Genomic DNA, 25,764 nt, shown 5'->3' with positions numbered 1-25,764 from the left:
CTAGAGGCAATTAATAATGAAAATACCTTCTTATTCGATAGTGAACTCAAAATCGATTATTTTGATAGTGATACTATTTTGGTTAGCAGGTTGTAGTTCGATGTTCGATAAGCATATTGAATATAGTTATGTCGAGCCAGATAGTTATCCAGTCATTAAAGCAATCGGTTATGCGCCGCTCAGCGCACAGCCAGGTATGAATGATGCACAAAAAATGCTGATGGCGCTTAAGGTGTCCAAATTGGAAGCTTACCGAGAGCTTACAGAGCAGGTATATGGACAGAATTTGTCTTCAGAAATGACAGTTAAAGGAGCAATTGCACAAAACGATGGGCTAAAGAGCCAGGTCAAAGGTGTGATTAGAGGAGCCCGGGTGGTCAAGTCTTACGCCGTTGGGGATACTTATACAACGGAACTTGAGCTAGACATGAAGCGCGTGCATGATTTATATATTACACAAGTTAAACCAAGAAAAGTGAAAAGAGTTACTTACTACTAATAAAAGTTAATGGTACTGAACTTGACTCGAAAAATAGACAAAGGCGTAATTAAATTAACTATGCCTTAATATCTTTCACTAATTCACTATTACCAGAAATAACACTGCCATCTTGTCCATAGGTGATTGAGCCTGGAGTACCAATCAAAATTTCTTTTAGTTGTCGTACACTTAGTTGCGCATGATGCGCAGCTTTTGCATTCACATCATTCTTATTTTTACACTCTATTAATAGTGTTTGAATTTTTCCGGTTAACTCTGTTATTGGATCTTCTAGGTAAATCTCTGAAGGAAAGGTAGATAGTTCTTTATCAAGTTTCTGGATTGCAGTGAGGAGTGTTAGTTTTTCACGTGCAGCATCTTTGAGGCCATCACCCGTTTTGGATGCCAAAATATCAAGCTCCGAGTCTAACAACTGGGTCAAAGTGGTTAGATTTGAGATTTGAACTTCGAGTTTATGCATACATAGTTTAACGTGATCAGCCATACATATCGAACTCAAATGCCGCTATATTTTTTGCCAGCTTTTGTGCATCAATTTGATATTTGCCCTCACTGATAGCTTTCTTAAGCTCTTCCACTTTCTTACTATCGAATGCAGGAGCGTCTTGTGCTTTATCTTGCATGCTTTTCAATTGTTGTGCCTGTGGTGTTAAACTTACAGAATCAGTTGCTGCTTTTTGCGGCGTTTTAATATTCGATGCGGCATTTTGAGCCTCATTTTTTTGCAATTCAGCTTTTTGTTGCTTAACATTATTGAGCACACTATTTGGCTGTGCCTGACCTTTAATATTATTAACCATAATTTATTGACCCAAGGTTACTAAACACCATGTTTAGGTTATCGACTAATATACCTTTAACTTTAGCAAATTTTTTAGATATTAACCTCTACAGATTCAACATCTTTTACTCGAGCAGAAACTGTTTTTCCAGACTTCTGATTTTTAACGCGAATCTGCTCACCAAGATTACCATCTTGTAGTGCTACACCTGAAGTTTTTATTGTCAAAGTACGCGTTTTCGCGAAAATAGTAACCATATCGCCTTTACAAACCATACATACTTGGTGCGTACCGATAGGCATACCTTCTCGCAAAGTTCGTTTACTTTTACTTCCAATGAGTAGAGATAAATCTTCAATATACGCAGCTCGAACGAATTGTTTTGGTTTGTACTCAATTTTTAAGTGTCCTTTTGTGAGCAACTCTCCTTTAGATATTAGTTGGGTACTGACAATAATAGGGTACATTTCATTGATCCGTACGTGAACATATTGGGTCCATGTTGGCGCTCGGGTACAACGGATCTGAACAGTAACTTGACGATTAAAGGGTGGTTTAGCTGCGGTACTTAATTGCAAATCTTGTACACAGAATTTTGACGTGATCCGAGTATCTAATGGCAGTGTTGAAAACTTGGTTTTTACATCGGCTTTAGTTATTGTTTGTGACGCAACAAAATTTTGTGCTAATTCTTCTAGTTCTTTAGTGCTATAGTCGTTCGCAGATACTTGGTAACTGACTAGAATATAGACCATCGCGCAAAAAAACCCGCAGGTTTTGGTTTTTTTTAACAAACTCATGATGTTTCGACTATGCTTATCAGGGGAAACAAGGTATAAAGATTTTGCGTTAATTGTGACACCTCTTCAAGGTAAATCTTATCCTTAGTAGTGTAAGCAAATATCGTTCCGGCAAGCAGTTTTATATGTAGGAGATTGAAATGGCTGGTATTTTAGACTCGGTCAACCAACGAACACAGTTGGTAGGGCAAAACCGCCTAGAATTATTGCTGTTCAGGTTGAAGGGGCGTCAACGTTTTGGCATAAACGTATTTAAGGTACGGGAGGTACTGCAGTGTCCTCCACTTACTAATATGCCCAAGTCTAACTCTTATGTAAGAGGTGTAGCACATATTCGCGGACAGACTATCTCTGTGATAGATATGTCGCTAGCGGTTGGTGGTCCACCGATCGAAGACATAGCGAATTGTTTTATAATTATTGCTGAGTACAACCGCTCTGTTCAAGGCTTCTTAGTTGGCGCAGTTGAACGTATTGTAAATATGAATTGGGAAAAAATAATGCCGCCACCTTCAGGGGCCGGTAGATATTCATATTTGACAGCGGTAACTGAAATAGAAAATGAGCTCGTAGAAATACTCGATGTTGAGAAAATACTCAATGAAATTTGTCCGGTGAATACCGAAGTGAGCCAAGATATTGTATCAGATGGCGAGATGCAGAAAGACCTTGGCGAGCGTATCGTATTTATTGCTGATGACTCTGCGGTAGCTAGAAATCAGGTTAAACGTGCACTTGAACCATTGGGCGTTCAAACTGAATTAGCTAAGAATGGCAAAGAAGCATTAATTAGGCTGCGAGAAATTGCTAAAGATGATTGTCAAAATGACATAACCGAAAGGGTCGGATTATTGATTTCAGATGTGGAAATGCCTGAAATGGATGGATATACGTTAACCGCGGAAATAAAAGCGGACCCTAAGTTGGCGCCTTTACATGTTATCTTACATACTTCTTTGAGCGGTGTATTTAATCAGGCCATGATAGAGAAAGTGGGTGCTGATGATTTTATCGCGAAGTTTAACCCGGATGAATTGGCGACTGCGGTTAAAAAATGGGTTCACTGTGATTAATGAATGGCGGTAATACTTTGGAAAATAAGCATCTTCAGCAAAACGAGTACGATCAATTTAGAACCTTTTTAGAGCAGCAATGTGGTATTGTGCTTGGCGATAACAAGCTGTATTTGGTAAAGAGTCGCTTAGCACCACTCATGGTGCGTTTTAGTGTTCAGTCATTGTCGGAGTTGGTTGCAAAAACATTGAGCCCACATGAGCGGCAATTGCGTGCCGCCGTTGTTGATGCAATGACAACAAACGAGACGTTGTGGTTTAGAGATTCTTACCCATTCGAACTTCTTAAAACCAAGATTTTCCCAGAATTTAGTGAATTACGACGGTCGGTGAAAATATGGTCAGCAGCGAGCTCGTCAGGACAAGAGCCGTACTCAATAGGTATGTCAGCAAGTGAATATCAATCTAAAAGCCCTGGCGCTTTGAAAATGGGTGTACAGGTTGTAGGTACTGATATTTCAAACACCATGCTTGATATGTGCAAACATGCTGAATATGATGCACTGGCTCTTGCTCGAGGGTTATCATCCGAACGTCGGCAAAAGTTTTTTAAAGACAGTGGTAACGGCATGGCACAGGTGGTAGAGCCTGTAAAGAAAATGGTCAATTTTAGACATCTAAACTTACTTGACTCGTATGCTTTGATGGGTAAGTTTGATGTTATATTTTGCCGTAATGTGCTGATTTACTTTTCCCCAGAAGTGAAAGCAAAAATCATAGCTCAATTTGCCCAAGCTCTAAATCCCAAAGGGTATTTGTTTCTTGGTGCATCGGAATCAATGGCGGGCTTGAGTGATGAGTTTGATATGATCCGTTGTAACCCTGGAATTATATACCAGAAAAAACAATAACTTAAGGCGGTTTTTGCCGCCTTTTTATTTTGGCCTAAGAATTGCTTTAACTCCATATAGTCAAATTTTTGGAGTTACGTTATGGCGATTAGTTTTGATAAAGCCTTAGGTGTTCACCCCCAGACAATAGCCATCCGCTCTCAGCGAGCAGAAATATTAGCAAGTAACATTGCTAATGCGGATACCCCTGGTTACAAAGCAAAAGATATTGATTTTGCACGAGCATTTAAAGCGGCAAAATCTAACCAGCAAAGTGGCAATACAATGCTGCGCACCAATGACAAACATCTCTCCGGTGGTACTAAATTAAACAGCGGTGTAGAGCTATTTCGTAATCCAAATCAAACAGATACGGGCGATGGTAATTCAGTTGATATACAAGTGGAACGAAACTTGTATGTACAGAATGCATTAGAGTATCAAGCAAGTTTGCAATTTCTCACAGGTAAATTTAAAGGGTTGAAAAAAGCCCTAGGCGGTCAAGGAGCTTAATTATGAGTTTATATAATGTATTTGACATAGCGGGTTCAGGAATGAGTGCGCAAAACATACGCCTAAATACCACTGCGAGTAATATTTCTAACGCAAATAGCATTAGTTCAAGCCAAAATGATGTGTATCGAGCAAGGCACCCTGTATTTGCAGCTGAACTTACTAAAGCAAATGAATTACAAAATGCAAACTCAGCAGGCGCATCAGTGGGAGTTAAGGTATTGGGGATCGTTGAAAGTGATAAACCACTTCAGGTCGAATATAGTCCCAATCATCCAAGTGCCGACAAAGATGGGTATATCTATAAACCAAATGTGAATGTAGTTGAGGAGATGACAAATATGATTTCCGCTTCACGTTCGTATCAAACAAATGTTCAGGTGGCAGATGCAGCAAAACAAATGCTGAGTAAAACTCTGCTACTTGGTCAGCGTTAACGGGGGCACTAGCCAATGAATAGCGAAGTAAGTCAAACGTCCAGTCATATTGATTCGTTACGGTGGCCAGATAAACAAAAGCCAGTAGAAAAAGATGATACGTTAAAGCAAGAGGATTTCTTTGCCTTGCTTACCCAGCAGTTATCTTATCAAGATCCGAGTAAACCTGCTGATAATGACCAAATGATCGCACAAATGACGAGCTTTACAATGGCGGAAGGTATTTCAAATTTGAATACAAAATTTGAGTCTTTGTCTGCATCAATGACATCCAATTCTGCGTTACAAGCATCAACCCTAGTTGGTAAGAAAGCGTTACTTGAATCGGATACTTTGGAGTTAAGTGCTAGTGGTTCAGCGAGAGGCTCTATTATTTCAGCTAAGCCGGCGGAGAAATTGGTCGTAAATATCTACGATGAATCAAACCAGTTAGTTCGCTCTATTGATATGGGGGAACAAAAAGCAGGTGCAATTAGGTTCGAGTGGGATGGTAAGAATGGGGATGGTGAACCAATGCCTGAAGGGGATTATGAGATAAAGGCAGAAGCAAGTATTAACGGTGAATTTACCAGTTTACCGACAGCAACCTTTAAAAATATCGATAGTGTCAATGTTAATGGCGCTAACGGAATAATCATCAACACAAAAGCAGGCGCAGTAAGACTTACTGACGTCGCTGAAATCGCTTAATTCAAAGTTTATAGAATAGGCCTTACGTACAAGAGGTAAGAGTATGAGTTTTAATATTGCATTAACAGGTTTAGCGGCTGCTCAAAAAGATCTGGACACCACCGCAAATAACATCGCAAACGTAAATACCACAGGCTTTAAAGAGTCTCGAGCTGAATTTGCTGATGTTTATGCATCATCAGTATTTAGTTCAGGAAAAACTAAAAATGGTGATGGTGCGCAAACGACAATGGTTGCACAGCAATTTCACCAAGGTTCATTGCAATTTACAGCCAATTCGTTAGATTTGGCAATCACTGGTGAAGGTTATTTTGCTACGAGCTCTGAATTAGGCTCGCAGGATTATAGTTATACGCGAGCTGGTGCATTTAAGTTAAATAAGGATAACTTTATCTCAGATGCGCAAGGTAATTTCTTACAAGGCTTTCCTGTAGACCCAAGCACTGGTGCAACTACATCGGTGAGTTTAAGTACTGCATCGGCAATGCAAATCCCTGATGCATCAGGAGCTCCGAGAGCGACAACTAATGTATATTCTTCGTTTAACCTTGATTCAAGAGCGTCGCAACCAACAATTGCTTTTGATCCAACAGTTGGTGCATCGTTCAATAGTTCAACATCTACTACGGTGTATGACTCGTTAGGTGAACCTCATACGGTACAGCTTTACTTCAGAAAAACAGCCACAGCAAATAATTGGGAGGTATTTGGTACCATAGATAATAAGCCTTTCACGTCTGATGGTACAGCGGGTACTGGTGGGCCACATCCTATTGCAGGGTTTACATTCGATGCAACAGGCTTACCTAGTTCGACGATCCCATACTCTGCTGCAGGGGTCGCTGGTACAGCGGTACCGGTCGTTGCTGGTGGGACGTTTGGTGCACTGCCCTTACCTAGTGGCGCAGGTACAGGCCTTTCAACATTGTTAACTAATGGTGCTACGTTTCCAGCTCCATTGAATATGAATTGGCGCGATGAAGCGAATACCACCAACAAATTACCGACTCAATATGCGAGTCGCTTTGAAGTGAAAGCACTAGAGCAAGATGGCGCAACAGTAGGGCGTTTAGCTGGGGTCGATATTGGTGCAGATGGTAAAATTGTTGCCTCATATAGTAACGGTGATTCAACATTTTTAGGCCAAGTGGCTATGGTTCGCTTTTCTAACTCCCAAGGGCTTCAACAAGTGGGAGGCACTTCTTGGAAAAAGAGCTTAACCTCAGGAGAGCCAATTGCGGGAGAGCCAAACTCCGGAACGCTCGGGTCAATTAATTCTTCGGCGTTGGAACAATCAAATGTAAACTTGACGAATGAGCTTGTTGATTTGATAAGTGCGCAGAGAAACTTTCAGGCGAACTCCCGAGCGTTAGAAGTGAATTCAACATTACAACAAGCAATATTACAGATTCGATAACGAACTAATTCTAAAGGCCGCATATGCGGCCTTTTTATGTTTCCCTCCTTGGTCCGCCATTAACTCTATTTACCTTACTCACCTACAATCTACCGTCAAAATTTAACTGGCATTATAATTGCATTATTCTTTATATGATGAATTTTTAGGTCAATGCAATGGATAAAATGCTCTATATCGCTATGTCTGGTGCGAAACAAAACCTGCATGGTGTGGCTATTAAAGCAAATAATTTAGCCAATGCAAATACGACCGGGTTTAAGTCAGATTTTGCTCAAGCACGTTCCATGCAGGCATTTGGTGAAGGGTTACCGACTCGGGTGTTTGCTATGCAAGAGCGGCCTGGTACGAATATGACTAGCGGCGCGATTGTTGAAACCGGGCGAGATCTAGATATCGCGGTGTCTGATAAGTCTTGGATAAGTGTCATGGATAAAAGTGGCAAAGAAGCTTATACCAAAGTTGGGACGCTGAATATTACTGCTGATGGAGCGCTGGTAACTAGTCATGGGCGTCAAGTTGTTGGTGAAAGTGGTCCTATTATTTTACCTATTCCGGTAGAGAAGGTGACATTCAGCGATGACGGGTCGATTCAAGTGCGCCCTCAGGGGGCACCTGCAAACTTTTTGGAAGTGGTAGATCGTTTAAAGATCATTGAAGCAGATAACACCAAATTAGAAAAAGGAAATGATGGTTTATTCAGGCCAAAAGAAGGCTCGCTAGATGATGGTTTATGTGGTTTTTGTGATGTATCACCCACAGCAAAAGTAATGAGCGGAGCCTTAGAAATGTCTAATGTAAATCCTGTGCATGAGATGGTCGATATGATTAATCATCAGCGGCAGTTTGAAATGCAAATGAAACTAATGAAAACAGCAGAAGAAATTGACGAACGTCATGTATCACTGCTGCGTATAGTCTAACGAAGTGAGGTATATGTTATGAATCCAGCGTTATGGATCAGTAAAACCGGCCTAGATGCCCAGCAAACTGATATATCGGTAATTTCGAATAACCTCGCGAATGCTAGTACTGTAGGTTACAAGAAGAGCAGAGCAATTTTTGAAGATTTACTTTATCAAAATATTAATCAGCCTGGTGGTCGTTCGTCACAAGATACAGAGTTACCCTCAGGACTAATGCTCGGTGCGGGGGCCAAGGTTGTTGCAAACCAAAAGAATTTCTCCCAAGGTAATATGCTTAGTACTGAAAACTCATTAGATTGGATGATCCAAGGTCCTGGTTTTTTTGAAATTCAAATGCCAGATGGCACCATTGGGTATAGCCGTAATGGCCAATTTACGACCGATGAGAATGGTAGAGTGGTTACTTCAGGTGCAGGTTTCCCTGTGCAACCAGAAATGAATGTGCCAGATGATGCTAAGTCGATCACAATTTCACAAGACGGCGAAGTATCTGTGAGAGTCGCAGGGCAAGCACAAAATACGGTTATCGGGCAATTAGTTATAAGTGACTTTATTAACCCATCAGGTTTAGAGCCAATGGGTCAGAATTTATATACGGAAACAGCGGTGAGTGGAGCACCAGTGCAAGGGAATCCGAGTGCAGATGGATTAGGTTCTATTGTGCAAGGAGCATTGGAGACATCAAATGTCAATGTGACTGAAGAGTTGGTCAACTTAATTGAAACCCAGCGAGTCTATGAAATGAACTCAAAAGTGATTTCTTCAGTGGATGAGATGCTGAGTTATATCAATCAGCAGTTATAAATTTTAGGAGGTTGTATGCGTGCTTTATGTATGATTGTGGCGGCATTGATTTTGCTTTCTGGTTGCGTGTCGACACAAAATAGTGAGGTTGTGCGTGATGACCCTTATTATGCACCTATGTATCCAGAACAAGATTTAGAGCAAGTCGTTGCGACAGGGTCATTATTTAATCCAAATCGTTCGAATGATTTATATGCAGATAAGAAAGCGCTACGCACAGGCGATATTATTACTGTTGTACTAAGAGAGTCAACACAAGCATCTAAAGCAGCGAACAGTGAAACCGATAAAGAAACGGATTTAAAACTAGATCCTGTATTAGGCTTTAATGGTACGCCGGTAAATATTGGCGGAGACAATATTCAATTTGGTTTAGGGTCCGAGTCATCTTTTAAAGGTGACAGCAAAGCAAATCAATCAAACAGTTTGTTTGGTAACATTTCTGTCAATGTGATGCGGGTGTTACCCAATGGTAATTTGGTGATCCGAGGAGAAAAGTGGCTTACTTTAAATACAGGGGAGGAGTTTATCCGCCTCGAAGGTCTCGTTCGAGCAGCAGATGTTGCTGCGGACAATACGGTTGAGTCAAATCGCATTGCGAATGCCCGTATTCAATATTCAGGGAAAGGGCAAGGCCAAGAAGCACAAAGTTCAGGCTGGTTAACTCAATTCTTTATGAGTACGTTGCTACCATTTTAGGGCACAAATATTATGAAACTATGTCATCTATTCTTATCTGTATTATTGATAACGCTAGTACCAATAGCGAAGGCTGAACGGGTCAAGGATATAAGTATGGTGCAAGGCGTTCGCTCTAACCAATTAGTAGGCTATGGCTTGGTTGTGGGTTTGCCTGGTACGGGTGAATCAAGTCGTTTCACCGAACAGAGCTTTAAAGCAATGTTAAGTGGTTTCGGCATTACTTTGCCGTCTTCTTTGAAACCAAAAATAAAGAATGTGGCGGCTGTTGCAGTTCATGCTGATTTGCCCCCTTTTACTAAGCCCGGCCAAACGATTGATGTAACTGTGTCTTCAATAGGCAGTGCGGGCAGTTTACGGGGAGGTACGTTATTACAAACCTTTTTAAAAGGGGTGGATGGTAATGTATATGCTATTGCTCAGGGAAGTATGATTGTTGGTGGTCTTGGTGCGGAGGGCTTAGATGGCAGCAGGGTGGTCATTAATACGCCCACCGTTGGTCGAGTGCCAAATGGAGGAACTGTTGAACGTGAAGTTAAAAGCCCATTTACACAAGGTGATTTTATCACTTTTAATTTGAATAGCCCTGATTTTACAACTGCTAAGCGTCTGGCTGATACAATCAATAATTTGGTGGGTCCTAATAGTGCTAAACCGATGGATGCGGCATCTATACGTGTAATCGCACCAAGAGACCCGTCTCAGCGAGTTTCTTATTTATCGACTCTAGAAAATCTGGAGTTTAAACCAGCAGATACAAGTGCAAAAATTATCGTAAACTCTCGCACAGGTACCATAGTGATAGGTAAAAATGTCAAATTACAGCCAGCAGCAATTACACATGGTGGTTTGACAGTGACAATTGCTGAACAGCAAAATGTCAATCAGCCTCAGCCTTTGGCGGAAGGGGAAACCGTTGTCACTAGGCAAAGTATTATTGACGTAGATACGGACGATTCTCGTGCTTTTGTGTTTGACCCAGGTATTAGTCTAGATGATTTAGTGCGAGCTATTAATGAAGTAGGTGCAGCTCCTGGCGATTTAATGGCTATTCTAGAAGCACTAAAGGAAGCTGGTGCAATAAATGGTCAATTAGTTGTCATTTAAAAAGTTACTATTAATTAATATATTAGCCCTAATTAGTTAGGGCTTTTTATTGGCTTGAATCTTGCTTGTTAAATGTTATGAATAGTTAAGTGTCATTAAGCCGATGAATACAAATCCGTTAGAAAAGCAGAATTTCTTTGATTTGAGCGATTTAAATAGCTTGAGAAAAGATGCACTGAAAAGCGGTGGCGATCCAAACGCCTCTGATGAAGCGCTAAAAAAAGCGGCACAACAATTTGAGTCAATTTTCACCCAAATGTTGATGAAAAGTATGCGCAAAGCGAATGAGGCGATGGAAGATAAAAATAGCCCTTTTAACTCTAGCGGCGTTAAATTTTTTGAAGAAATGCATGATCAGCAATTATCAATGGATTTGTCCAGTAAAGGCAGTTTGGGGCTGGCAGACTTAATTGTTCAGCAGTTATCACCCAACGCACAGGGTTATACGCCGGCGTCAGTATTACGTACAGGTGCTGATTTTGAGAGTGACCGACGTGCTGCAGGGGAATTACTCGATAAGCAACCTTCGCATGTGAACGCGACCTCATCTACTACAAGCGAAAGTGCATCATTTAACGACCCAGAGTCTTTCGTATCAACCATGTGGGAACACGCAAAAACGGCTGCTCAGAAAATAGGGCTCAATCCAGCTGTAATGGTTGCTCAAGCCGCATTAGAGACTGGTTGGGGGAAACATATCATTGCTAAAGCAGATGGTTCGAGTAGTAATAATTTATTTAATATAAAGTCAGACAAAGCGTGGCAAGGTCAAAGTGCCAAAAAACTGACTTTAGAGTTTGAAGATGGTTTGCCAGTGAAAAAACAAGCGAGTTTTCGTGCCTACGACACAATAAAAGACAGCATGAATGATTACGTGGATTTCTTACAAGGAAACCCTCGTTATCAAGACGCATTAAAAAAAGTAGCGCAACCCGAGCAATATTTATCAGCCTTACAAGATGCAGGTTACGCCACTGACCCACAATATGCAGCCAAAATAAAGAATGTACTACAACGTAGCGACTTAAAAGAAATGCTTACATCGTTGGTTCGAAAGGGAGTGAATTAAGATGTCGTTCAATCTAATGAATATTGGAACCAGTGGAATTAGAGCCAGCACTGAGCTGTTACAGACCACAAGTAAGAATATTTCCAACCTGAATACCAAAGGGTATATCCGTGAGCGTACTGAGCATTCGACCATGGTTGGCAATCAAGTCGGTCGTGGTGAAACGGTTCGTTTAATTAATGAGTTTGCGCAGAAACAGTTGAATCGTGATATTTCTAATAAAACGTATTATGAACAATTTGTCACCGAGGCCTCTCGTGTCGATACATTGTTTGCCGAAGACTCAAATAGCTTAAATAAGAGTATTAATTCTCTGTTTAATAATTTACAAGAAGCAATGAATCAACCATCTTCAAGAGTAACCCGTGGTTTATTTTTAACCGATGCAGAGAACTTGACGGAGCAAATGGATAGGTTGTCTGGCATTGTATTTGATCAAGGTAATATTGTTAATCAACAGCTTGACTTGTTTGCAAATGAAGCGAACAACCTAATACAGAAGGTCAGCGATTTAAATGCACAAGTTGCATCGTTAAATACCCCAACAGGTACGAAAGCGTCGAGTTCAGTATTAAATGAGCGGGACCAAGCAATCAGTGATTTAGCGGAGCTGGTGGATATTGAAACATTAGATGGTCCTAATGGTGAAAAGCTCGTGTTTTTAGGTTCCGGCCAAGCGTTAGTAATGGAAAACGGTACATTTAATGCGTTTTCACTTGCAGGGGATCCTGACCCGAATGTACGAGATTTAAAATTGGACGTTAAAGATGGCCAAGCTGTAGCGCTTGAGGTCAATTCGAGTACATTAAAGGGAAAAATTGGTGGTTTGCTGGCATTTAGAGATGAAATATTACAGCCAGCGCAAAACCAGTTGGGTCAAATAGGGATTGCATTGGCTGACGCATTTAATGAGCAAAACAAAAAAGGCATGGATTTAGATGGTAATTTAGGCGGTGAGCTATTTAAAATTCCAACGACTACGGCGTTTCCGTACAAAGGTAATAATGCAGGTACTACATCTGTTGTTACGGCGACATTAGAAGCGGGAAAAGGTAAAGATATTCCAGCAACTGACTTTATAGTTAATTATCTAACGGCAACAACAGTAGAAGTGGCTGCCGTTGATAGCAAAGGAAATATAATCGGTACTGCGTCAACTGGAAACATTACACCCCCAGGAAATATCGTGTTTACGGGTCCAGCAACCCCGCCTGATACATTCGGATTGGAAATATCTGTTTCAGCGGGCACAACGAACCCAAATGACCGTTTTTTAATAAAGCTCAATGCCCATGCCGCTGCGAATATTGAACTGGCCACAGATAGACCGGAAAAGCTGGCTTTAGCTGCGCCAATTAGAACAAAAACAGATGCGGGTAATACGGGAGATGGAAACATTACGGTTGGAACTGTTTCAAATACTGGTACTGGTAGTAATTTCACGGCTGGGCCACCCCCGAGTTTGACAAATGGGACAATTACGTTGCAAAAAACAGCGGTGGCCAATCAATACACGGTTACCGATGGCAGTGGTACCGTTACATTTTTAGCGCCTCCTCCCGCAGAAAATATCTTATCGACAGCTGGTGCGCCATTTAATGGCTATGGGTTTGATTTTAATATTGAAGGAAACGTGAAAGAAGGAGACTCCTTTCAAGTGGAATTTAATACGGGGGGCTTTGATGATAACCGCAATGGGTTAGCATTAAGTCAATTGCAATCCAGTGAATTAGTACGTGAAAATGTCATAACGACGACAACAGCCGATAATTTGCAAACATTCAATGAAGCATATGCAGGATTAGTCACCGATGTTGGTGTAGTTGCTAATCAAGCAAAAACAAATGGTGCGGCGTTTGAAGCATTAGCAGCACAGTCTGAAGCTTGGTTCGAGTCAATGTCTGGCGTTAATTTAGATGAAGAAGCCGCAAATTTATTGCGTTTCCAGCAATCTTATTCAGCGTCTGCACAGATCATCTCTACCGCTAGAACTATTTTTGATACATTATTAAGTGCAACGAGGTAATTATGCGTTTATCAAATAACTTAATGCACAAAACAAATTTAAACTCTATTTTAAATAACCAGCAAGAGGTAAACAAAGCGCAGCAACAGGTTAATACACAAAAGAGGGTATTAACAGCCTCAGATGATCCATCTGCGACAGCCCGCGCTTTACTGTATACAGATAGAATTCAAACCAATGAGCAATACACTAAAAGCTTAACGATGTTGAATAGCCGACTTAAAACACAGGAAAGTGTTTTAGATAATATTAAAGAGTCGGTAACCCGAGCGCATGTACTTACTATCCAAGCTGGTAGTGGTGCTTTATCTAGTGAAGACCGAGCAGGGATATCCGAAGAGATCTCTTCAATTAAGGAAACTGTCCTCGATTTGATGAATGCGAAAACGGAAGATGGACGATATATATTTTCCGGATATCAAGATAATACTCAAACCTACTCCTTTAATAGCACAACGAGTCAATATGAGTACAACGGCGACCAAGGGCAGCATAAAATAAAGGTCGCTGAAGGTGTAGAGATTAAATCAAGTGACAATGGTTTTGACACATTTGAAAATGTACCTAAACGTTTAGATATTGATCGGGCTACCATTGCACCGGGTACGGCGAGTGTCTATGTGAAAGAGCAGGGGCAATTTGACTCTTTCCATAAAGCACAATATAACGCCAGCCCTGCAGCACCAGCGAATGCGAATACCATTACGGTTAATTTTACATCGCCAACAACCTATGATGTATTGCAGGGTGGGGTTGCACTTAAGTCGGGTACGTATGCTGATGGAACTGCCAATATTGATGGTATGGAGGTTAAACCTAATGGTGCTGCAAGTATCACATTTAACTTAGAGCAACCAAAAAAGGAAAATGTACTTAACACGCTAAATAAGTTAGAGGCAGCACTTAACGATTCCTCGCTTAGCCAAAATGATTATGAGCAAGTATTAGCTGATTCGCTCGTAGGTTTAACTAATGCTAAAAACCTAGTGTCACAAACTCAATCTGGTTTAGGTGGACGATTGAATACTGCGCAGAGGATTGTCGATGCCAATGCTGACCTCGATATAAATAACAAAGCAGCAAAAGCAACGCTTGTAGAACTTGATATGGCAGAAGCGATAACTGAGCTGACTAAACATGAAACGGCATTGCAAGCTTCACAAGCTACTTTTGGCCGCCTGACAAATTTATCATTGTTAGAATATATTCGATAAATCTAATCATCTAGTTAGGCTAGCCCTGCAACTAGCCTAAGCTGGTATTTCTGCAATTAACACGATAATGTATTGATTAATATAAAAAATATTCAGCGAAAAGAATATTTAAATATAAAGAGGGTACTTTTAGCTCTTTCCCGATTAGTCTTTTTTCTTATGATAAATCATTGCGTTATATTTTTTTTAAAAAAAACTCTAAAGGATTTTTTAACCTTTCCGATAACTTAAGTAACCAAGCTGGAGAGATAAAAAACATCGAAGGCTTAAAGTTATAAGTTTGAGAGTAAACACAAAGTTTACATCGGGAGAAATATCATGGCACTTTATGTAAATACTAACGTAAGTTCATTGAACGCACAAAGACAGTTAAATAATTCAGGTAACTCGCTTGATGTATCATTTAAGCGTTTATCTTCAGGCTTTCGTATCAACAGCGCAGCTGATGATGCAGCAGGTCTTCAAATCTCAGACCGTTTGAGTTCTCAAATCAACGGTTTAAACCAAGGTAACCGAAATGCAAATGACGGTATCTCATTAGCTCAAACAGCTGAAGGCGCGATGGATGAAGTTACATCTATGTTCCAGCGTGTACGTACGCTTTCACAACAAGCAGCAAATGGGTCAAACACTGATGAAGATAGACTGGCGATTCAAGAAGAAATTCGCTCATTGTCTTCTGAAGTAAACCGGGTTGCAGCTGATACAACGTTTGGTGGTCAAAACCTATTAGACGGCACATATTCTGCAAATTTCCAAGTTGGTGCTGATGCAATACAAACGATTGGTTTTAGTATGCAGAGTGTCGGTGGAACAGCGAATAGTTTAGCGGGAAACAACGGTTTTACTATGTCAGGTATTGCTGGTGTTGCAAGTGGTGTAACAGGGGCATCATTAAGTACTACAACGGGCACAATTAGTACAACAGTTGGCGCTTCAGCAGATAACACGGCATTCTCTGATGTATTTACGGCAGATGGAATTTCAGTGTCATCTCAAGCAAATGCACAAGCAGTAATGGCGGGAATGGATGCGCTTATCGCAGTAGTTGATAAGAAACGTGCAGAGTTAGGTGCGGTACAAAACCGTTTCCAATCTACAATTCGAAACCAAGCGAATATCTCAGAGAACTTGTCAGCTGCGAAATCACGTATTAAAGATACGGACTTTGCACAAGAAACTGCAAGCTTAACTAAAATGCAGATCTTGCAACAAGCAAGCCAAACGATTTTGAGTCAGGCAAACCAACGTCCACAAGCAGCTTTAAGTTTACTAGGATAATTTCGAACGGTAATTTGGAAGTTGGTGTCCGTGCTTGATGGGGTATTAACACGGACACCGAATTGGATAACAAAGCGGAGGAGCTTAAAATCCAATAGCGTTCATCAATTCAATGAACAAGTATTTATAAGCATAAGCTATGCCAATGTTTATGCTAATTTATTGACACTCACTCTCAAACTTTAAAAAAAGGGGCCTTAGGCTCCTTTTTTTTATTTAAAATCACGTCGTTTTTGTATCTAAACTTAGAGCTAGTTTATTAATTTATTGAAAGTGGCAGCTTATTGCCATAGCCCATCAAATATAAATACCCTTAAATTTACTTTCTTATATAGATGGAGATATTCTTATTAGTAGATGTAGGGCATTTCACTTGATGGTATTGCAACTTCCCCTAAATATGCATACTGGTAGAGGTTATGATTGAACAATAAAATCGCGTCCCGGCGTTTTATTGGAGAACTTTCGCGTTATCTTTGAACTTTTTACCAGTAAAATTGATAGAGGTAGATATTACCGGTGCAAAACAGAAGTTGTGGCAAATAGAGTTTTAGCGTTTTTTTGAATCTATAAGAGAATTAAGTTACTTAGGCCCAAATCAAAAGGATTTTACAGCACGAGAATCGTTCGACCTCCCTCATCTATATAAAGCACCTTTAAGTAATAGGTGTGTTTAGCTGTGATGCAGATTACCCCAAACAGATGTTTTTATATTTTCATATTCAATACTTGGCCTGTCTTTTGCTTTATTACTATTGAATGGTACTAAAACCATGCAAATGGCAGTTTTTTGCCCCATCGGCAAAATAGGTTTGACGATAAAAATTGCCACTTTGTATATAGACAATTGAAGCTGATAAATGTTCAGCTTTGACTTGAAATAGAGAGAATGAGTTATGGCTTTATTTGTAAATACTAACGTCAGTGCATTGAATGCTCAGCGTCAATTAACCAATTCAGGTAATGAATTAGATACATCATTTAAACGTTTGTCGTCTGGCCTTCGAATTAATAGTGCAGCCGATGATGCTGCTGGCCTTCAAATTTCAGATCGTCTTCAATCGCAAATATTGGGATTAGGGCAAGGTAATCGAAATGCCAATGATGGTATATCTTTAGCGCAAACAGCTGAAGGTGCCATGGAAGAAACAACGCAAATGTTTCAGCGTATTCGTACTTTGTCTCAACAGGCGGCAAATGGTTCAAATACAGATGAAGATAGATTGGCAATTCAAGAGGAAATTCGTCAATTAGCATCTGAAGTGAATCGGGTTGCAAGTGATACGACGTTTGGTGGACAAAATTTACTTGATGGTTCGTATGCAGCGAATTTCCAAGTCGGTGCAGATGCAGTACAGACTATTGGGTTTAGTATGCAGAGTGTAGGTGGAACCGCAAATAGCTTAGCAGCTAATGGTGGTTTTACTCTTTCAGGAGTTGCAGGTGTAGCCAGTGGTGTATCAGGTGCATCATTAAGTGCGACAACCGGAACAATTAGTACAAATGTTGGTACTTCAGCGGATAACACTGCATTTTCAGATGTCTTTACCGTGGATGGTATTAGTGTATCGAGCCAAGCAAATGCTCAAGCTGTATTTGCTGGTATGGATGCATTAATTGCAGTTGTCGATAAAAAGCGAGCTGAGCTCGGTGCGGTACAAAACCGATTCCAATCTACGATTCGGAATCAGGCGAATATTTCAGAAAACTTATCATCTGCAAAATCACGTATTAAAGATGCAGACTTTGCTTTAGAAACAGCAAAGTTGACAAAAAATCAAATATTACAACAAGCTAGCCAAACAATACTAGGTCAAGCGAATCAGCGGCCTCAAGCAGCATTGAGCTTATTACAAGGCTAATTAATATAATTTAATTTATTTTACAAATATAGCTAAAGCTTTCGCTCCAATCGCCGATAGCGGAATTAGAGAACTATCAATCTAGGACTCTAATTCGGTAATTAGCAGGGTAGGGGTATCCCGCTATTTACCTTATCTAAGATGAAGCGGAGGCTATTATGGCTTTATATGTAAACACTAATGTGAGTTCTTTGAACGCACAAAGACAGTTGAATAATTCAGCAAACTCGCTGGATACCTCGTTCAAACGCCTGTCATCAGGTATGCGTATTAACAGCGCCAGAGATGATGCAGCAGGTATGCAGGTTTCAAACAGACTGACTGGTCAGATAAATGGCCTAAATCAAGGTATACGAAATGCCAATGATGGTATTTCATTAGCACAAACGGCTGAAGGTGCGCTGGACGAAACAACACAAATGTTTCAACGAGTTAGAACTTTGGCGCAACAAGCTGCGAATGGGTCGAATACGGATGAAGATAGACTTGCGATTCAAGAAGAGATTCGTTCGTTATCAGCAGAAGTTAACCGAGTTGCAGAAGATACAACTTTTGGCGGCCAGAACTTATTAGATGGTACCTATGATGCAAACTTTCAGGTAGGTGCTGATGCTGTTCAAACCATCGGTTTTAGTATGAAAAGTATAGGTGGTACAGCCAATTCAATTACTGCAGATGGTGGTTTTACATTGTCAGGCATTGCAGGTGTCGCCAGTGGTGTTACAGGTGCCTCGTTAAGTGCTACAACGGGTACGATTAGTACCACAGTTGGCGCTTCAGCAGATAATACGGCATTTTCTGATGTCTTTACTGCGACAGGTATTTCAGTATCTTCACAAGCCAATGCACAGGCAGTATTTGCCGGTATGGATGCATTAATCGCAGTAGTTGATAAAAAGCGAGCAGAGCTTGGTGCGGTACAAAACCGATTCCAATCTACGATTAGAAACCAATCAAACGTATCAGAAAACCTAACAGCTGCGCGTTCTCGGATCAGAGATACAGACTTTGCACAAGAAACGGCAAGCTTAACTAAAATGCAAATTTTACAACAAGCGAGTAGTTCTATTTTGAGCCAAGCAAATCAGCGTCCACAAGTCGCGTTGTCATTATTGGGTTAAGAAAGAAGTAGCATACGGCAAACTTGGATGTAATACATTCTAGTTTGCCGTATGCTATAATTAGTTTAAGTATTAGGAGATCTGTTATGAGCAACATTGACCCTTCAAATGGCATCGCCAATATTTTGACATCGACGTTGAAACAAGATGTTGGTGAAAACGACTCAAGCTTTACGCGAGCACTAGAAAAAACAAAAAATACGACAGAAGATCGTCAGGGGGAGCTGAAAACTGACACCCCTCAAGAGCGGCAAACGTTAATCGATACAGTTCAAAAGAATTTAGACAAAGTGAATGAGTTTTTACCAGTCACCTCTACAAATTTGTCATTCGAATTCGGAGAGAACGGGGATCCACCTTTTATTAGAGTAATTGACAAAGATAACGATGAGGTGATCCGTGAAATCCCGTCAGAAGAATTTCGAGAAGTAGCTAAGGCTTTAGATGAGTTTGCCGATAAGTTAGTAAGCAAAGGCGTTTTACTGAATGAAACAGTATAAACGTTGTTAATTTTTAGGAGGTAACGTATGCCACTTATTACTTCAGCAGGTGTAGGGTCTGGATTAGACTTAGAAAGTATTATAAGAGCGTCTGTGGATGCGGAAAGTACACCAAAGCTAGCTGCGTTTGGAAGAAAGCAAGAGTCATTAAAAGTAGAGCTTTCCGCTATTGGTGAAGTAAAGTCGGCTGCCTCAAAATTAAATGATACGATTGAAAAGCTTGCAGACCCAGAAAACTTTGGTAAACGTAAGGCTACTGTTGCACAGCCAACCTCGGGAGATTTGATTAGCGTTACACCAACAAAAGATATTTCTGTTGGTAATTTTGATATTGCGGTTAATCAATTAGCGCAGGGAAGCAGAGCAGTAACAGCTGATAATGCATTTTCATCTGTCGATGATGTTGTTACAGCTTCAGGAGGGACTCTGACCTTCAAAGCTGGCGCGGATAAAACATTTGATCTTACCTTGAGCGCAGGTGCAACCCTTGCAGAGCTGCGAGATGCGATAAATGCATCTGAGCAAAATTTTGGTGTGACCGCAAATATTGTAAACACAGGTGACCCGAGTATTGGATCTAAGCTTGTACTTACTTCTAATGTGAGTGGGGATGGCAATAATTTGGTTATCACCAGTGATGGATCTGAACTTGATGCAATTGAAACTTATGATGCATCAACGAATGCGTCTGGTGGAATGACTATAGGTGCAGATGACCAAGCTCAGAATGCGAAAATTACTATCGATGGCTTAGCTGTAACAAGCGATACTAATACCTTCAAAAACGCTGTACAAGATATGACGATTAAAGCGTTGAAAACGAGTGAAAAAGATACTGAGGGTAATGATGAAACTGCGCGTTTGAATATTGACTATGATAAAGAGTCAATTTCCACTTTGGTTGACGAATTAATTGCCAATTATAATAACTTAGTAGGAAATATTGGGTTTCAAACAAGAATTGGTAAACCGCTTAATGGGGACTCGGCAATGAGGGGGTTAAGCGATCAACTCGTTAATACTTTAAGTAAAGCGTTAACAGATGCTGGACCATTTGAGTCAATTTTTGATATAGGGTTAACAATCGATAAAGAGGGATATTTACAAAAGTCGTCGTTAGTTCGGAGCCTCAATGACGCGATGGATGAAAATTTTGATAATATTGGCAAGGCTTTTGCAGGAGATAATGGTGTTGCAAAGGGGCTGGAAACATTACTCGGCAACTATGTAGATTCTAGTGGTTTAATGAAGCAGCGTGAAACGACGCTTAACGGCCAGCTTAAAGATTTGGAAGGTGATATCGTTAGTCATAATGAAAGAATGGTATCTTTTGAAGCTGGCTTACGACAGCAGTATGCGGGTTTGGACGTATTGTTGGCTAATATGAAGCAAACGCAAACATACTTAGGTGCGCAGCTTGCGAATTTACCGGGCTTTGTTAAAGCAAAATAAACTTAGGGTGCATATATGTACAATGCAAGAGTAAAAAATTATCAAAAAGAAGCACTTAAAACACAAGTAGCAGGTGCTGATCGTTATGAAATCATTCAAATGTTAATGTCGGGAGCTATCGAGAAGATGGTCTTTGCGAAAGTTGCAATTGAAAAACGCAACCTTGAGGCGAAAGCAGAGCATATTTCAAAAGCGTCAGCTATTTTGGAAGCGCTTAGAGGGTGTTTAGATTTTGAAGTTGGTGGAGAGGTCACTGATAACCTATATGCGTTATATTCATATATGATCGATAGGTTACTTGACGCGAGCATGCAGAATGAAGCGTCTATTATTGATGAAGTTTCGCTCTTACTTAAAGAAATTAAATCAGCGTGGGATGCTATTCCATTTGATGTAAGGCAAAAAACTTTAAACGATAATGGTTCGGATGCAAGCGTTGGATAGTTATACGTCTATAAACTTGATGCTTAATAAAGCGGAAGCACTTGTTAAAGAAAATAAACTAGATAGCGCGCAACAGCAGTTGCTTGATTTAGACAAAGAATTAAAGATTTTTTGTACTACAGACTTAGTGCAAAACTCAGTACTTACATATGACTCAGCAGTAAAGTTAAATGAGAGATTTTCTAATTTTATTCTTCAATTAGAAACTGCTAAGAAAAAAACAGCCAAAGCTCTTTTAGAGCAAGTTAGTAACCGTAAAAAAATAAGTGCCTACAGAGGTATTTAAGGTAGAAAAATGACAACGCCTTCCTTAGAGCAGCAAATTAGTAACCTCAGCTCAAAGCTATCAGAAACCTTAGAACATAAGCAAAGAGAAGATAAATTTGCTATCGAAGCAAATGAACGGTTTTCAAAAAATTTAGCTTGCTTTGAAAAATACTACCAAGAAATTGCCCAAGCAATAAAAGACTATCAAACAAGAGATGACTTTTGTATTCACGTGACATCTACCGGCCATGGTAATTTTTTTCCAAAAAATATAGATGCACCAATATATTCAGACGACCCGATTGCACAGACTCAAGAACAAATTGAAGTTCAAACAACTCATGCTGTATATAGCTTGACGGATTATACTGGGTATCCACAAGATGATATGGATACAAGGATACATAGCCGTTACATGACAGCCCTTACAAGACATATGTGTGATGTGCGGACTGAGAATAAGAGTTCTATAAAAGTATTACCTGATTCATTTCCTACGGCAATTATTTTTGGTATTGGCCTTGGTTATCATGTGCCCTTATTACTTAAGCGGACCCATTTTGATTATGTGTATTTAATAGAACCTGAATTTGAACAATTCTTCGCTAGTCTATTTTGTACGGATTGGTTTGAAATCATAGAGACTGTTGATGAACAAGGAGGGTGTCTGTTTTTTCATCTAGGAATTGATCATAAATCATTTATGGATGATATAGAGAAAATATCAGAAGATGTTGGTGCTTTTTCATTGGTCCGCAGTTTCTGTTATCAGCACACTCCAGGTCAAACTTTAAATACATTGATTCAAAAATGGTGCTCTGATTACTTTCGTTTCCAATTTGGGCATGGGTTTTATAACGATGCAGTTACGGGATTAGCACATAGCATTCATCATTTACGAAATAATGCGGCTATACTGAGTAAGTCGCCGACAGGGTTAGATTTTGACACACCAATATTTATTGTCGGTAATGGCCCTTCCCTCGATAGTGCCGAAGAGTTTTTGAAAAATAATCAACAAAACGCGATTATTATTGCAATAGGAACTTCAATTGCATCTTTACATAACAAAGGTATCCAAACAGACTTTCACGTTCTGGTTGAGAGGCCGTATTCGAACTACAAAATATTTGGTGATATTCTCCCAAGTGAAGAATATCAAAAAGTAAATTTATTAGGCTTAAATACTTTATACCCGGATACAACTAAGCGATATAAATGGGCGGGGATAGCTGCTAAAGGTAGTGAATCAGGTACTTGTTTATTAAATCTTTTATCTCAAATTCATCTTTCTCAAGGATTACCTTTAATTCCATATTGTAATCCCGTCGTTGCGAATGCTGCCCTGTCGTTTATGTTATTTATGGGATTTCGGAATGTGTATTTATTCGGGATTGATAATGGTTCTCAACCATGTGGTACCCATCATAGTAAAGACAGCATTTATAGCCAGTCAGAGGAGGATGGTAGTGAGGGATATTTGAGCTTGAAATTTGATGGAAAAGCCCTTGAAGGTAATTTAGGAAGTTATGTTATATCTAATGACTTGTATATTGTTGCACATGCACAGCTTGAAAGATTAATTAGCCATTATAATGCAACAAGTTGTATGAACGTTGGGCATGGTGCAAAAATTCAAGGGGCAATAGCGACCCCGACAGACAATTTAATAGACTTAAAAAAGCCGTTAGATAAGGTCAGTGTGATTGAGAGCATAAAGCAAGGCTTTTTTGAAGAATTACCACTAGATGATGTGGAAGAGAAGTTTATAGCGGTTGATAAGTTACAAGATGTATGCGAACACGTTCTTGCAATTTCTAGGGAAGATGTCGATTCACGGAAAGTAGCATCAGAACAATTGCGAAGACAGGCTCGGTTTATTTATTCGTTACGAGATACGAGTCTTGCGCATCTGTTCCACATAATTAAGGGGGCGCTCTTATACTACCATTGTCCAATGATAACGCTTTTATATCAGTACGATGATGAGGCTTTTTGCTTGGAAAAGTACAGTGAACTTAATCTGCTTTGGCAACAGTATGTTGAAGAGATAAGAGATGATTACGCTATGAATTATGATAGAACATGTGATTTAGGCAAGGAAATTTAATGTTGAAGTATCAAGAGTCTGAGTGCTTTTATAGTACATTATTTGATGAGTTATTCCCTATAATGAGGTCGATTACGGGCCCTGGGCTAAGGCATAGTTATGATATATTCGCTAGGTATATGCCATTAGATACCTTATCAATAAAGACAGGAGAAACTATATTTGATTGGACTGTTCCACAAGAGTGGCATTGTTCTGAAGCTTACTTGATAGATCCAGATGGTAATAAAATTGCCGATATGAGCCGTTTAAATATTGAAGTTGTGAATTATTCTGAACCAGTAGATAAAGAGCTGGACTTGGCGCAACTACAAGAGCATTTGTATAGCTTACCTGAACAGCCAGATGCAATCCCTTATGTAACGAGTTATTATAAAAAACGCTGGGGCTTTTGTTTAGCGCATAGTGCTAGAGAAAACTTAAAGCCAGGAAAATATCGAGCTGTGATTAAAAGTAGTTTCGAAGATGGTAGCTTGGATATTGCGCAAACAATGTTATCAGGGGAGTCAAAAAAAGAAGTCCTTCTTAGCTCCTATTTATGTCATCCTTCAATGGCGAATAATGAACTGAGTGGCCCGCTTGTTTTATTAGGCTTATATAAAAGAATTAAAAATTGGCCGCGTAGACGTTACTCTTATCGTTTTATATTGAACCCAGAAACGATTGGTAGTTTAGGTATTCTCCATTTTATTGGAGATGAGCTCCGAAATAATTTGGAAGCTGGGCTTGTTATTAATTGTATGGGGGGCTCGCAATCGGAGCTAACTTTTAAGCATAGTCGCAATGATAATGGTTTACTCGATGCACTCCTTTACCATTTGAACGACTATGGTCACCATCATCACAATATCCCTTTTAGCCCTTTAAGTGGCTCTGATGAACGTCAATATAACTCTCCTGGCTTTCAGTTGCCGGTGTGTTGTGTTAGCCGAAGCTTTCATGATGGCTATAGCGAATATCATACTTCTTTAGATAATAAAGCATATATGGGTATAAAACCATTATTAGATAGTATAGATAAGTTAGAAAAGCTATTTCTGGCATTTGAGCAGTCTGCGACATTCAATAATTTGAAGCCATTTGGCGAACCTAATTTAGGTAGCCGTGGTCTTTACCCGACACTTAGCTTTTTTAGTGAGGAGCGGGCAAGTCAGGTGGACGAATTAGATCGGATAAAAATGTTGTTGTGCTACAGTGATGGAGAGAATAACACTATTGATATTGCTAACAAGCACGGACAGTGTGTTTCTGATTATGCATCAGCGATCACCAAGTTAGAAAATAACGAATTACTAGGTATGGTTTGATAGTAGTACTAAGGTGTTGAGGTGATGTATGAATCAAGAAAGTGCAGTAGTTGCTGGTGGTGGAATTTGTGGGTTAGTTGCAGCACTATTACTTAAAAAAACTATAAAGAAGTAACGATTATAGAGCAATCGACAGAAGTGGGAGGCTTATTTCGATCAGTTTCAGATAGTGAAGGTGTGCGTTACGATATGGGTTCGCATATACCTAACAGCACTGGTATTGATGATATAGATTCGCTTTTATTTCCTAAAAATGAAATAGAAAAAAATTGGAATGTGATACCTGAATTGAAATCAGGAAACTACTTCTTTGGCTCATGGGACCTTGAAAGTCCATTTCCTGACGGCAGAAAAATTGATCCAGCACATTATGCTACAGCATGTGGAGAACTGGTAGGCTTAGCTGATTTGTCTACGAACCCACTTATTTATTACTATTGCTTAGAGACATTAGGACCTATATTTACGCATACAATCATTTTACCAATTTTACAAAAACTGTATGGCCAAAATATTGACTATAAGTCGCTG

26 protein-coding genes and 1 pseudogene are annotated in these 25,764 nt (G+C 39.9%); 24 read left to right on the top strand and 3 right to left on the bottom strand.

The features are described 5' to 3' along the window. Positions 1–16 precede the first annotated feature (16 nt). Positions 17–499, top strand: a complete 483-nt coding sequence (locus J8L97_RS00975) for an LPP20 family lipoprotein (protein WP_211047560.1) — start codon at positions 17–19, stop codon at positions 497–499. A gap of 58 nt (positions 500–557) precedes the next feature. On the opposite strand, the gene flgN is transcribed toward J8L97_RS00975, so the two are convergent. The 3 genes from flgN to flgA all read right to left on the bottom strand — a co-directional run bounded on the left by flgN (position 558) and on the right by flgA (position 2,084). Continuing rightward, positions 558–986: a flagellar export chaperone FlgN gene (gene flgN, locus J8L97_RS00970; RefSeq protein ID WP_211047559.1), complete on the bottom strand. Its 429-nt coding sequence runs from the start codon at positions 984–986 to the stop codon at positions 558–560. Further along, a complete protein-coding gene (flgM, locus tag J8L97_RS00965) occupies positions 979–1,302 on the bottom strand; it encodes a flagellar biosynthesis anti-sigma factor FlgM (protein ID WP_192506803.1) in 324 nt (107 codons plus the stop codon). Before flgM ends, flgN begins: the two co-directional genes overlap by 8 nt. 74 nt (positions 1,303–1,376) lie before the next feature. Continuing rightward, positions 1,377–2,084, bottom strand: coding sequence for a flagellar basal body P-ring formation chaperone FlgA (flgA, locus tag J8L97_RS00960; protein ID WP_211047558.1), 708 nt, complete (start codon positions 2,082–2,084; stop codon positions 1,377–1,379). Between the two features lie 140 nt (positions 2,085–2,224). Here flgA and J8L97_RS00955 point away from each other — a divergent pair, with 140 nt between their 5' ends. The 23 genes and pseudogenes from J8L97_RS00955 to J8L97_RS00845 form a co-directional block, all read left to right on the top strand. Beyond that, the gene (locus tag J8L97_RS00955; protein ID WP_192506805.1) at positions 2,225–3,157 is read left to right on the top strand and encodes a chemotaxis protein CheV; all 933 of its coding nucleotides are present in this window, start codon (positions 2,225–2,227) and stop codon (positions 3,155–3,157) included. A 17-nt stretch (positions 3,158–3,174) separates the two neighbouring features. Then, a complete protein-coding gene (locus J8L97_RS00950; protein ID WP_210996288.1) occupies positions 3,175–4,008 on the top strand; it encodes a protein-glutamate O-methyltransferase CheR in 834 nt (277 codons plus the stop codon). Between the two features lie 81 nt (positions 4,009–4,089). Continuing rightward, complete coding sequence (gene flgB / locus J8L97_RS00945; RefSeq protein WP_192506807.1) at positions 4,090–4,500, top strand: flagellar basal body rod protein FlgB; 411 nt, start codon at positions 4,090–4,092, stop codon at positions 4,498–4,500. A gap of 2 nt (positions 4,501–4,502) precedes the next feature. Then, positions 4,503–4,937 (top strand): flagellar basal body rod protein FlgC, encoded by a 435-nt coding sequence (gene flgC, locus J8L97_RS00940; protein WP_211047557.1) that lies wholly within the window; start codon positions 4,503–4,505, stop codon positions 4,935–4,937. A 15-nt stretch (positions 4,938–4,952) separates the two neighbouring features. Continuing rightward, entirely contained in the window at positions 4,953–5,627 is a 675-nt protein-coding gene (locus J8L97_RS00935) for a flagellar hook assembly protein FlgD (RefSeq protein ID WP_211047556.1), read from the top strand. Between the two features lie 43 nt (positions 5,628–5,670). Further along, positions 5,671–7,044, top strand: coding sequence for a flagellar hook protein FlgE (flgE, locus tag J8L97_RS00930; RefSeq protein WP_211047555.1), 1,374 nt, complete (start codon positions 5,671–5,673; stop codon positions 7,042–7,044). 158 nt (positions 7,045–7,202) lie between these two features. Further along, entirely contained in the window at positions 7,203–7,967 is a 765-nt protein-coding gene (locus tag J8L97_RS00925; RefSeq protein ID WP_211047554.1) for a flagellar basal body rod protein FlgF, read from the top strand. Positions 7,968–7,985: 18 nt separating this feature from the next. Further along, positions 7,986–8,774: a flagellar basal-body rod protein FlgG gene (gene flgG / locus J8L97_RS00920; RefSeq protein ID WP_211047553.1), complete on the top strand. Its 789-nt coding sequence runs from the start codon at positions 7,986–7,988 to the stop codon at positions 8,772–8,774. 15 nt (positions 8,775–8,789) lie between these two features. Next, the gene (gene flgH, locus J8L97_RS00915; protein WP_211047552.1) at positions 8,790–9,473 is read left to right on the top strand and encodes a flagellar basal body L-ring protein FlgH; all 684 of its coding nucleotides are present in this window, start codon (positions 8,790–8,792) and stop codon (positions 9,471–9,473) included. Positions 9,474–9,485: 12 nt separating this feature from the next. Beyond that, complete coding sequence (locus tag J8L97_RS00910; protein WP_211047551.1) at positions 9,486–10,580, top strand: flagellar basal body P-ring protein FlgI; 1,095 nt, start codon at positions 9,486–9,488, stop codon at positions 10,578–10,580. Between the two features lie 103 nt (positions 10,581–10,683). Further along, the gene (gene flgJ, locus J8L97_RS00905; protein WP_211047550.1) at positions 10,684–11,649 is read left to right on the top strand and encodes a flagellar assembly peptidoglycan hydrolase FlgJ; all 966 of its coding nucleotides are present in this window, start codon (positions 10,684–10,686) and stop codon (positions 11,647–11,649) included. A 1-nt stretch (position 11,650) separates the two neighbouring features. Next, entirely contained in the window at positions 11,651–13,675 is a 2,025-nt protein-coding gene (flgK, locus tag J8L97_RS00900; protein ID WP_211047549.1) for a flagellar hook-associated protein FlgK, read from the top strand. A gap of 2 nt (positions 13,676–13,677) precedes the next feature. Next, the gene (gene flgL, locus J8L97_RS00895; protein ID WP_211047548.1) at positions 13,678–14,889 is read left to right on the top strand and encodes a flagellar hook-associated protein FlgL; all 1,212 of its coding nucleotides are present in this window, start codon (positions 13,678–13,680) and stop codon (positions 14,887–14,889) included. 318 nt (positions 14,890–15,207) lie between these two features. Continuing rightward, positions 15,208–16,170, top strand: a complete 963-nt coding sequence (locus J8L97_RS00890) for a flagellin (protein WP_211047547.1) — start codon at positions 15,208–15,210, stop codon at positions 16,168–16,170. An 896-nt stretch (positions 16,171–17,066) separates the two neighbouring features. Next, positions 17,067–18,032, top strand: coding sequence for a flagellin (locus tag J8L97_RS00885; protein ID WP_211047546.1), 966 nt, complete (start codon positions 17,067–17,069; stop codon positions 18,030–18,032). A gap of 158 nt (positions 18,033–18,190) precedes the next feature. Continuing rightward, on the top strand, positions 18,191–19,153 hold the full coding sequence (locus J8L97_RS00880) for a flagellin (RefSeq protein ID WP_211047545.1): 963 nt from the start codon (positions 18,191–18,193) through the stop codon (positions 19,151–19,153). An 86-nt stretch (positions 19,154–19,239) separates the two neighbouring features. Then, complete coding sequence (locus J8L97_RS00875) at positions 19,240–19,653, top strand: flagellar protein FlaG (protein ID WP_211047544.1); 414 nt, start codon at positions 19,240–19,242, stop codon at positions 19,651–19,653. Positions 19,654–19,680: 27 nt separating this feature from the next. Next, complete coding sequence (gene fliD / locus J8L97_RS00870) at positions 19,681–21,105, top strand: flagellar filament capping protein FliD (RefSeq protein WP_211047543.1); 1,425 nt, start codon at positions 19,681–19,683, stop codon at positions 21,103–21,105. A gap of 15 nt (positions 21,106–21,120) precedes the next feature. Next, on the top strand, positions 21,121–21,549 hold the full coding sequence (fliS, locus tag J8L97_RS00865) for a flagellar export chaperone FliS (RefSeq protein ID WP_211047542.1): 429 nt from the start codon (positions 21,121–21,123) through the stop codon (positions 21,547–21,549). Beyond that, positions 21,542–21,835: a hypothetical protein gene (locus J8L97_RS00860; protein ID WP_211047541.1), complete on the top strand. Its 294-nt coding sequence runs from the start codon at positions 21,542–21,544 to the stop codon at positions 21,833–21,835. The genes fliS and J8L97_RS00860 overlap by 8 nt, the downstream gene beginning before the upstream one ends. A gap of 9 nt (positions 21,836–21,844) precedes the next feature. Beyond that, positions 21,845–23,926, top strand: a complete 2,082-nt coding sequence (locus J8L97_RS00855) for a 6-hydroxymethylpterin diphosphokinase MptE-like protein (protein WP_211047540.1) — start codon at positions 21,845–21,847, stop codon at positions 23,924–23,926. Beyond that, positions 23,926–25,233 carry a DUF4910 domain-containing protein gene (locus tag J8L97_RS00850; RefSeq protein ID WP_247688488.1) on the top strand — a complete coding sequence of 436 codons (1,308 nt, stop codon included), beginning with the start codon at positions 23,926–23,928 and terminating at the stop codon, positions 25,231–25,233. The genes J8L97_RS00855 and J8L97_RS00850 overlap by 1 nt, the downstream gene beginning before the upstream one ends. 189 nt (positions 25,234–25,422) lie before the next feature. Next, a pseudogene (locus J8L97_RS00845) lies at positions 25,423–25,764 on the top strand (FAD-dependent oxidoreductase); the annotation flags it as partial.

The sequence above is a fragment of the Pseudoalteromonas sp. MMG012 genome, from assembly GCF_018100875.1.
Taxonomy (GTDB): Bacteria; Pseudomonadota; Gammaproteobacteria; order Enterobacterales; family Alteromonadaceae; genus Pseudoalteromonas; species Pseudoalteromonas aurantia.
Note: the sequence above shows the minus strand (reverse complement) of the source record. Positions and strands in the feature narration are given on the sequence as shown.

What these genes read in the sequence shown, in the direction of transcription:
- flgC (WP_211047557.1), top strand. Translation starts at nt 4,503, where the DNA reads ATGAGTTTATATAATGTATTTGACATAGCGGGTTCAGGAATGAGTGCG.
- J8L97_RS00925 (WP_211047554.1), top strand. Translation starts at nt 7,203, where the DNA reads ATGGATAAAATGCTCTATATCGCTATGTCTGGTGCGAAACAAAACCTG.
- flgH (WP_211047552.1), top strand. Translation starts at nt 8,790, where the DNA reads ATGCGTGCTTTATGTATGATTGTGGCGGCATTGATTTTGCTTTCTGGT.
- J8L97_RS00975 (WP_211047560.1), top strand. Translation starts at nt 17, where the DNA reads ATGAAAATACCTTCTTATTCGATAGTGAACTCAAAATCGATTATTTTG.
- J8L97_RS00955 (WP_192506805.1), top strand. Translation starts at nt 2,225, where the DNA reads ATGGCTGGTATTTTAGACTCGGTCAACCAACGAACACAGTTGGTAGGG.
- flgA (WP_211047558.1), bottom strand. Translation starts at nt 2,084, where the DNA reads ATGAGTTTGTTAAAAAAAACCAAAACCTGCGGGTTTTTTTGCGCGATG.
- J8L97_RS00885 (WP_211047546.1), top strand. Translation starts at nt 17,067, where the DNA reads ATGGCTTTATTTGTAAATACTAACGTCAGTGCATTGAATGCTCAGCGT.
- flgB (WP_192506807.1), top strand. Translation starts at nt 4,090, where the DNA reads ATGGCGATTAGTTTTGATAAAGCCTTAGGTGTTCACCCCCAGACAATA.
- J8L97_RS00880 (WP_211047545.1), top strand. Translation starts at nt 18,191, where the DNA reads ATGGCTTTATATGTAAACACTAATGTGAGTTCTTTGAACGCACAAAGA.
- flgE (WP_211047555.1), top strand. Translation starts at nt 5,671, where the DNA reads ATGAGTTTTAATATTGCATTAACAGGTTTAGCGGCTGCTCAAAAAGAT.
- fliD (WP_211047543.1), top strand. Translation starts at nt 19,681, where the DNA reads ATGCCACTTATTACTTCAGCAGGTGTAGGGTCTGGATTAGACTTAGAA.
- flgL (WP_211047548.1), top strand. Translation starts at nt 13,678, where the DNA reads ATGCGTTTATCAAATAACTTAATGCACAAAACAAATTTAAACTCTATT.
- J8L97_RS00910 (WP_211047551.1), top strand. Translation starts at nt 9,486, where the DNA reads ATGAAACTATGTCATCTATTCTTATCTGTATTATTGATAACGCTAGTA.
- fliS (WP_211047542.1), top strand. Translation starts at nt 21,121, where the DNA reads ATGTACAATGCAAGAGTAAAAAATTATCAAAAAGAAGCACTTAAAACA.
- J8L97_RS00935 (WP_211047556.1), top strand. Translation starts at nt 4,953, where the DNA reads ATGAATAGCGAAGTAAGTCAAACGTCCAGTCATATTGATTCGTTACGG.
- J8L97_RS00875 (WP_211047544.1), top strand. Translation starts at nt 19,240, where the DNA reads ATGAGCAACATTGACCCTTCAAATGGCATCGCCAATATTTTGACATCG.
- flgG (WP_211047553.1), top strand. Translation starts at nt 7,986, where the DNA reads ATGAATCCAGCGTTATGGATCAGTAAAACCGGCCTAGATGCCCAGCAA.
- flgJ (WP_211047550.1), top strand. Translation starts at nt 10,684, where the DNA reads ATGAATACAAATCCGTTAGAAAAGCAGAATTTCTTTGATTTGAGCGAT.
- J8L97_RS00850 (WP_247688488.1), top strand. Translation starts at nt 23,926, where the DNA reads ATGTTGAAGTATCAAGAGTCTGAGTGCTTTTATAGTACATTATTTGAT.
- flgN (WP_211047559.1), bottom strand. Translation starts at nt 986, where the DNA reads ATGGCTGATCACGTTAAACTATGTATGCATAAACTCGAAGTTCAAATC.
- J8L97_RS00855 (WP_211047540.1), top strand. Translation starts at nt 21,845, where the DNA reads ATGACAACGCCTTCCTTAGAGCAGCAAATTAGTAACCTCAGCTCAAAG.
- flgM (WP_192506803.1), bottom strand. Translation starts at nt 1,302, where the DNA reads ATGGTTAATAATATTAAAGGTCAGGCACAGCCAAATAGTGTGCTCAAT.
- flgK (WP_211047549.1), top strand. Translation starts at nt 11,651, where the DNA reads ATGTCGTTCAATCTAATGAATATTGGAACCAGTGGAATTAGAGCCAGC.
- J8L97_RS00890 (WP_211047547.1), top strand. Translation starts at nt 15,208, where the DNA reads ATGGCACTTTATGTAAATACTAACGTAAGTTCATTGAACGCACAAAGA.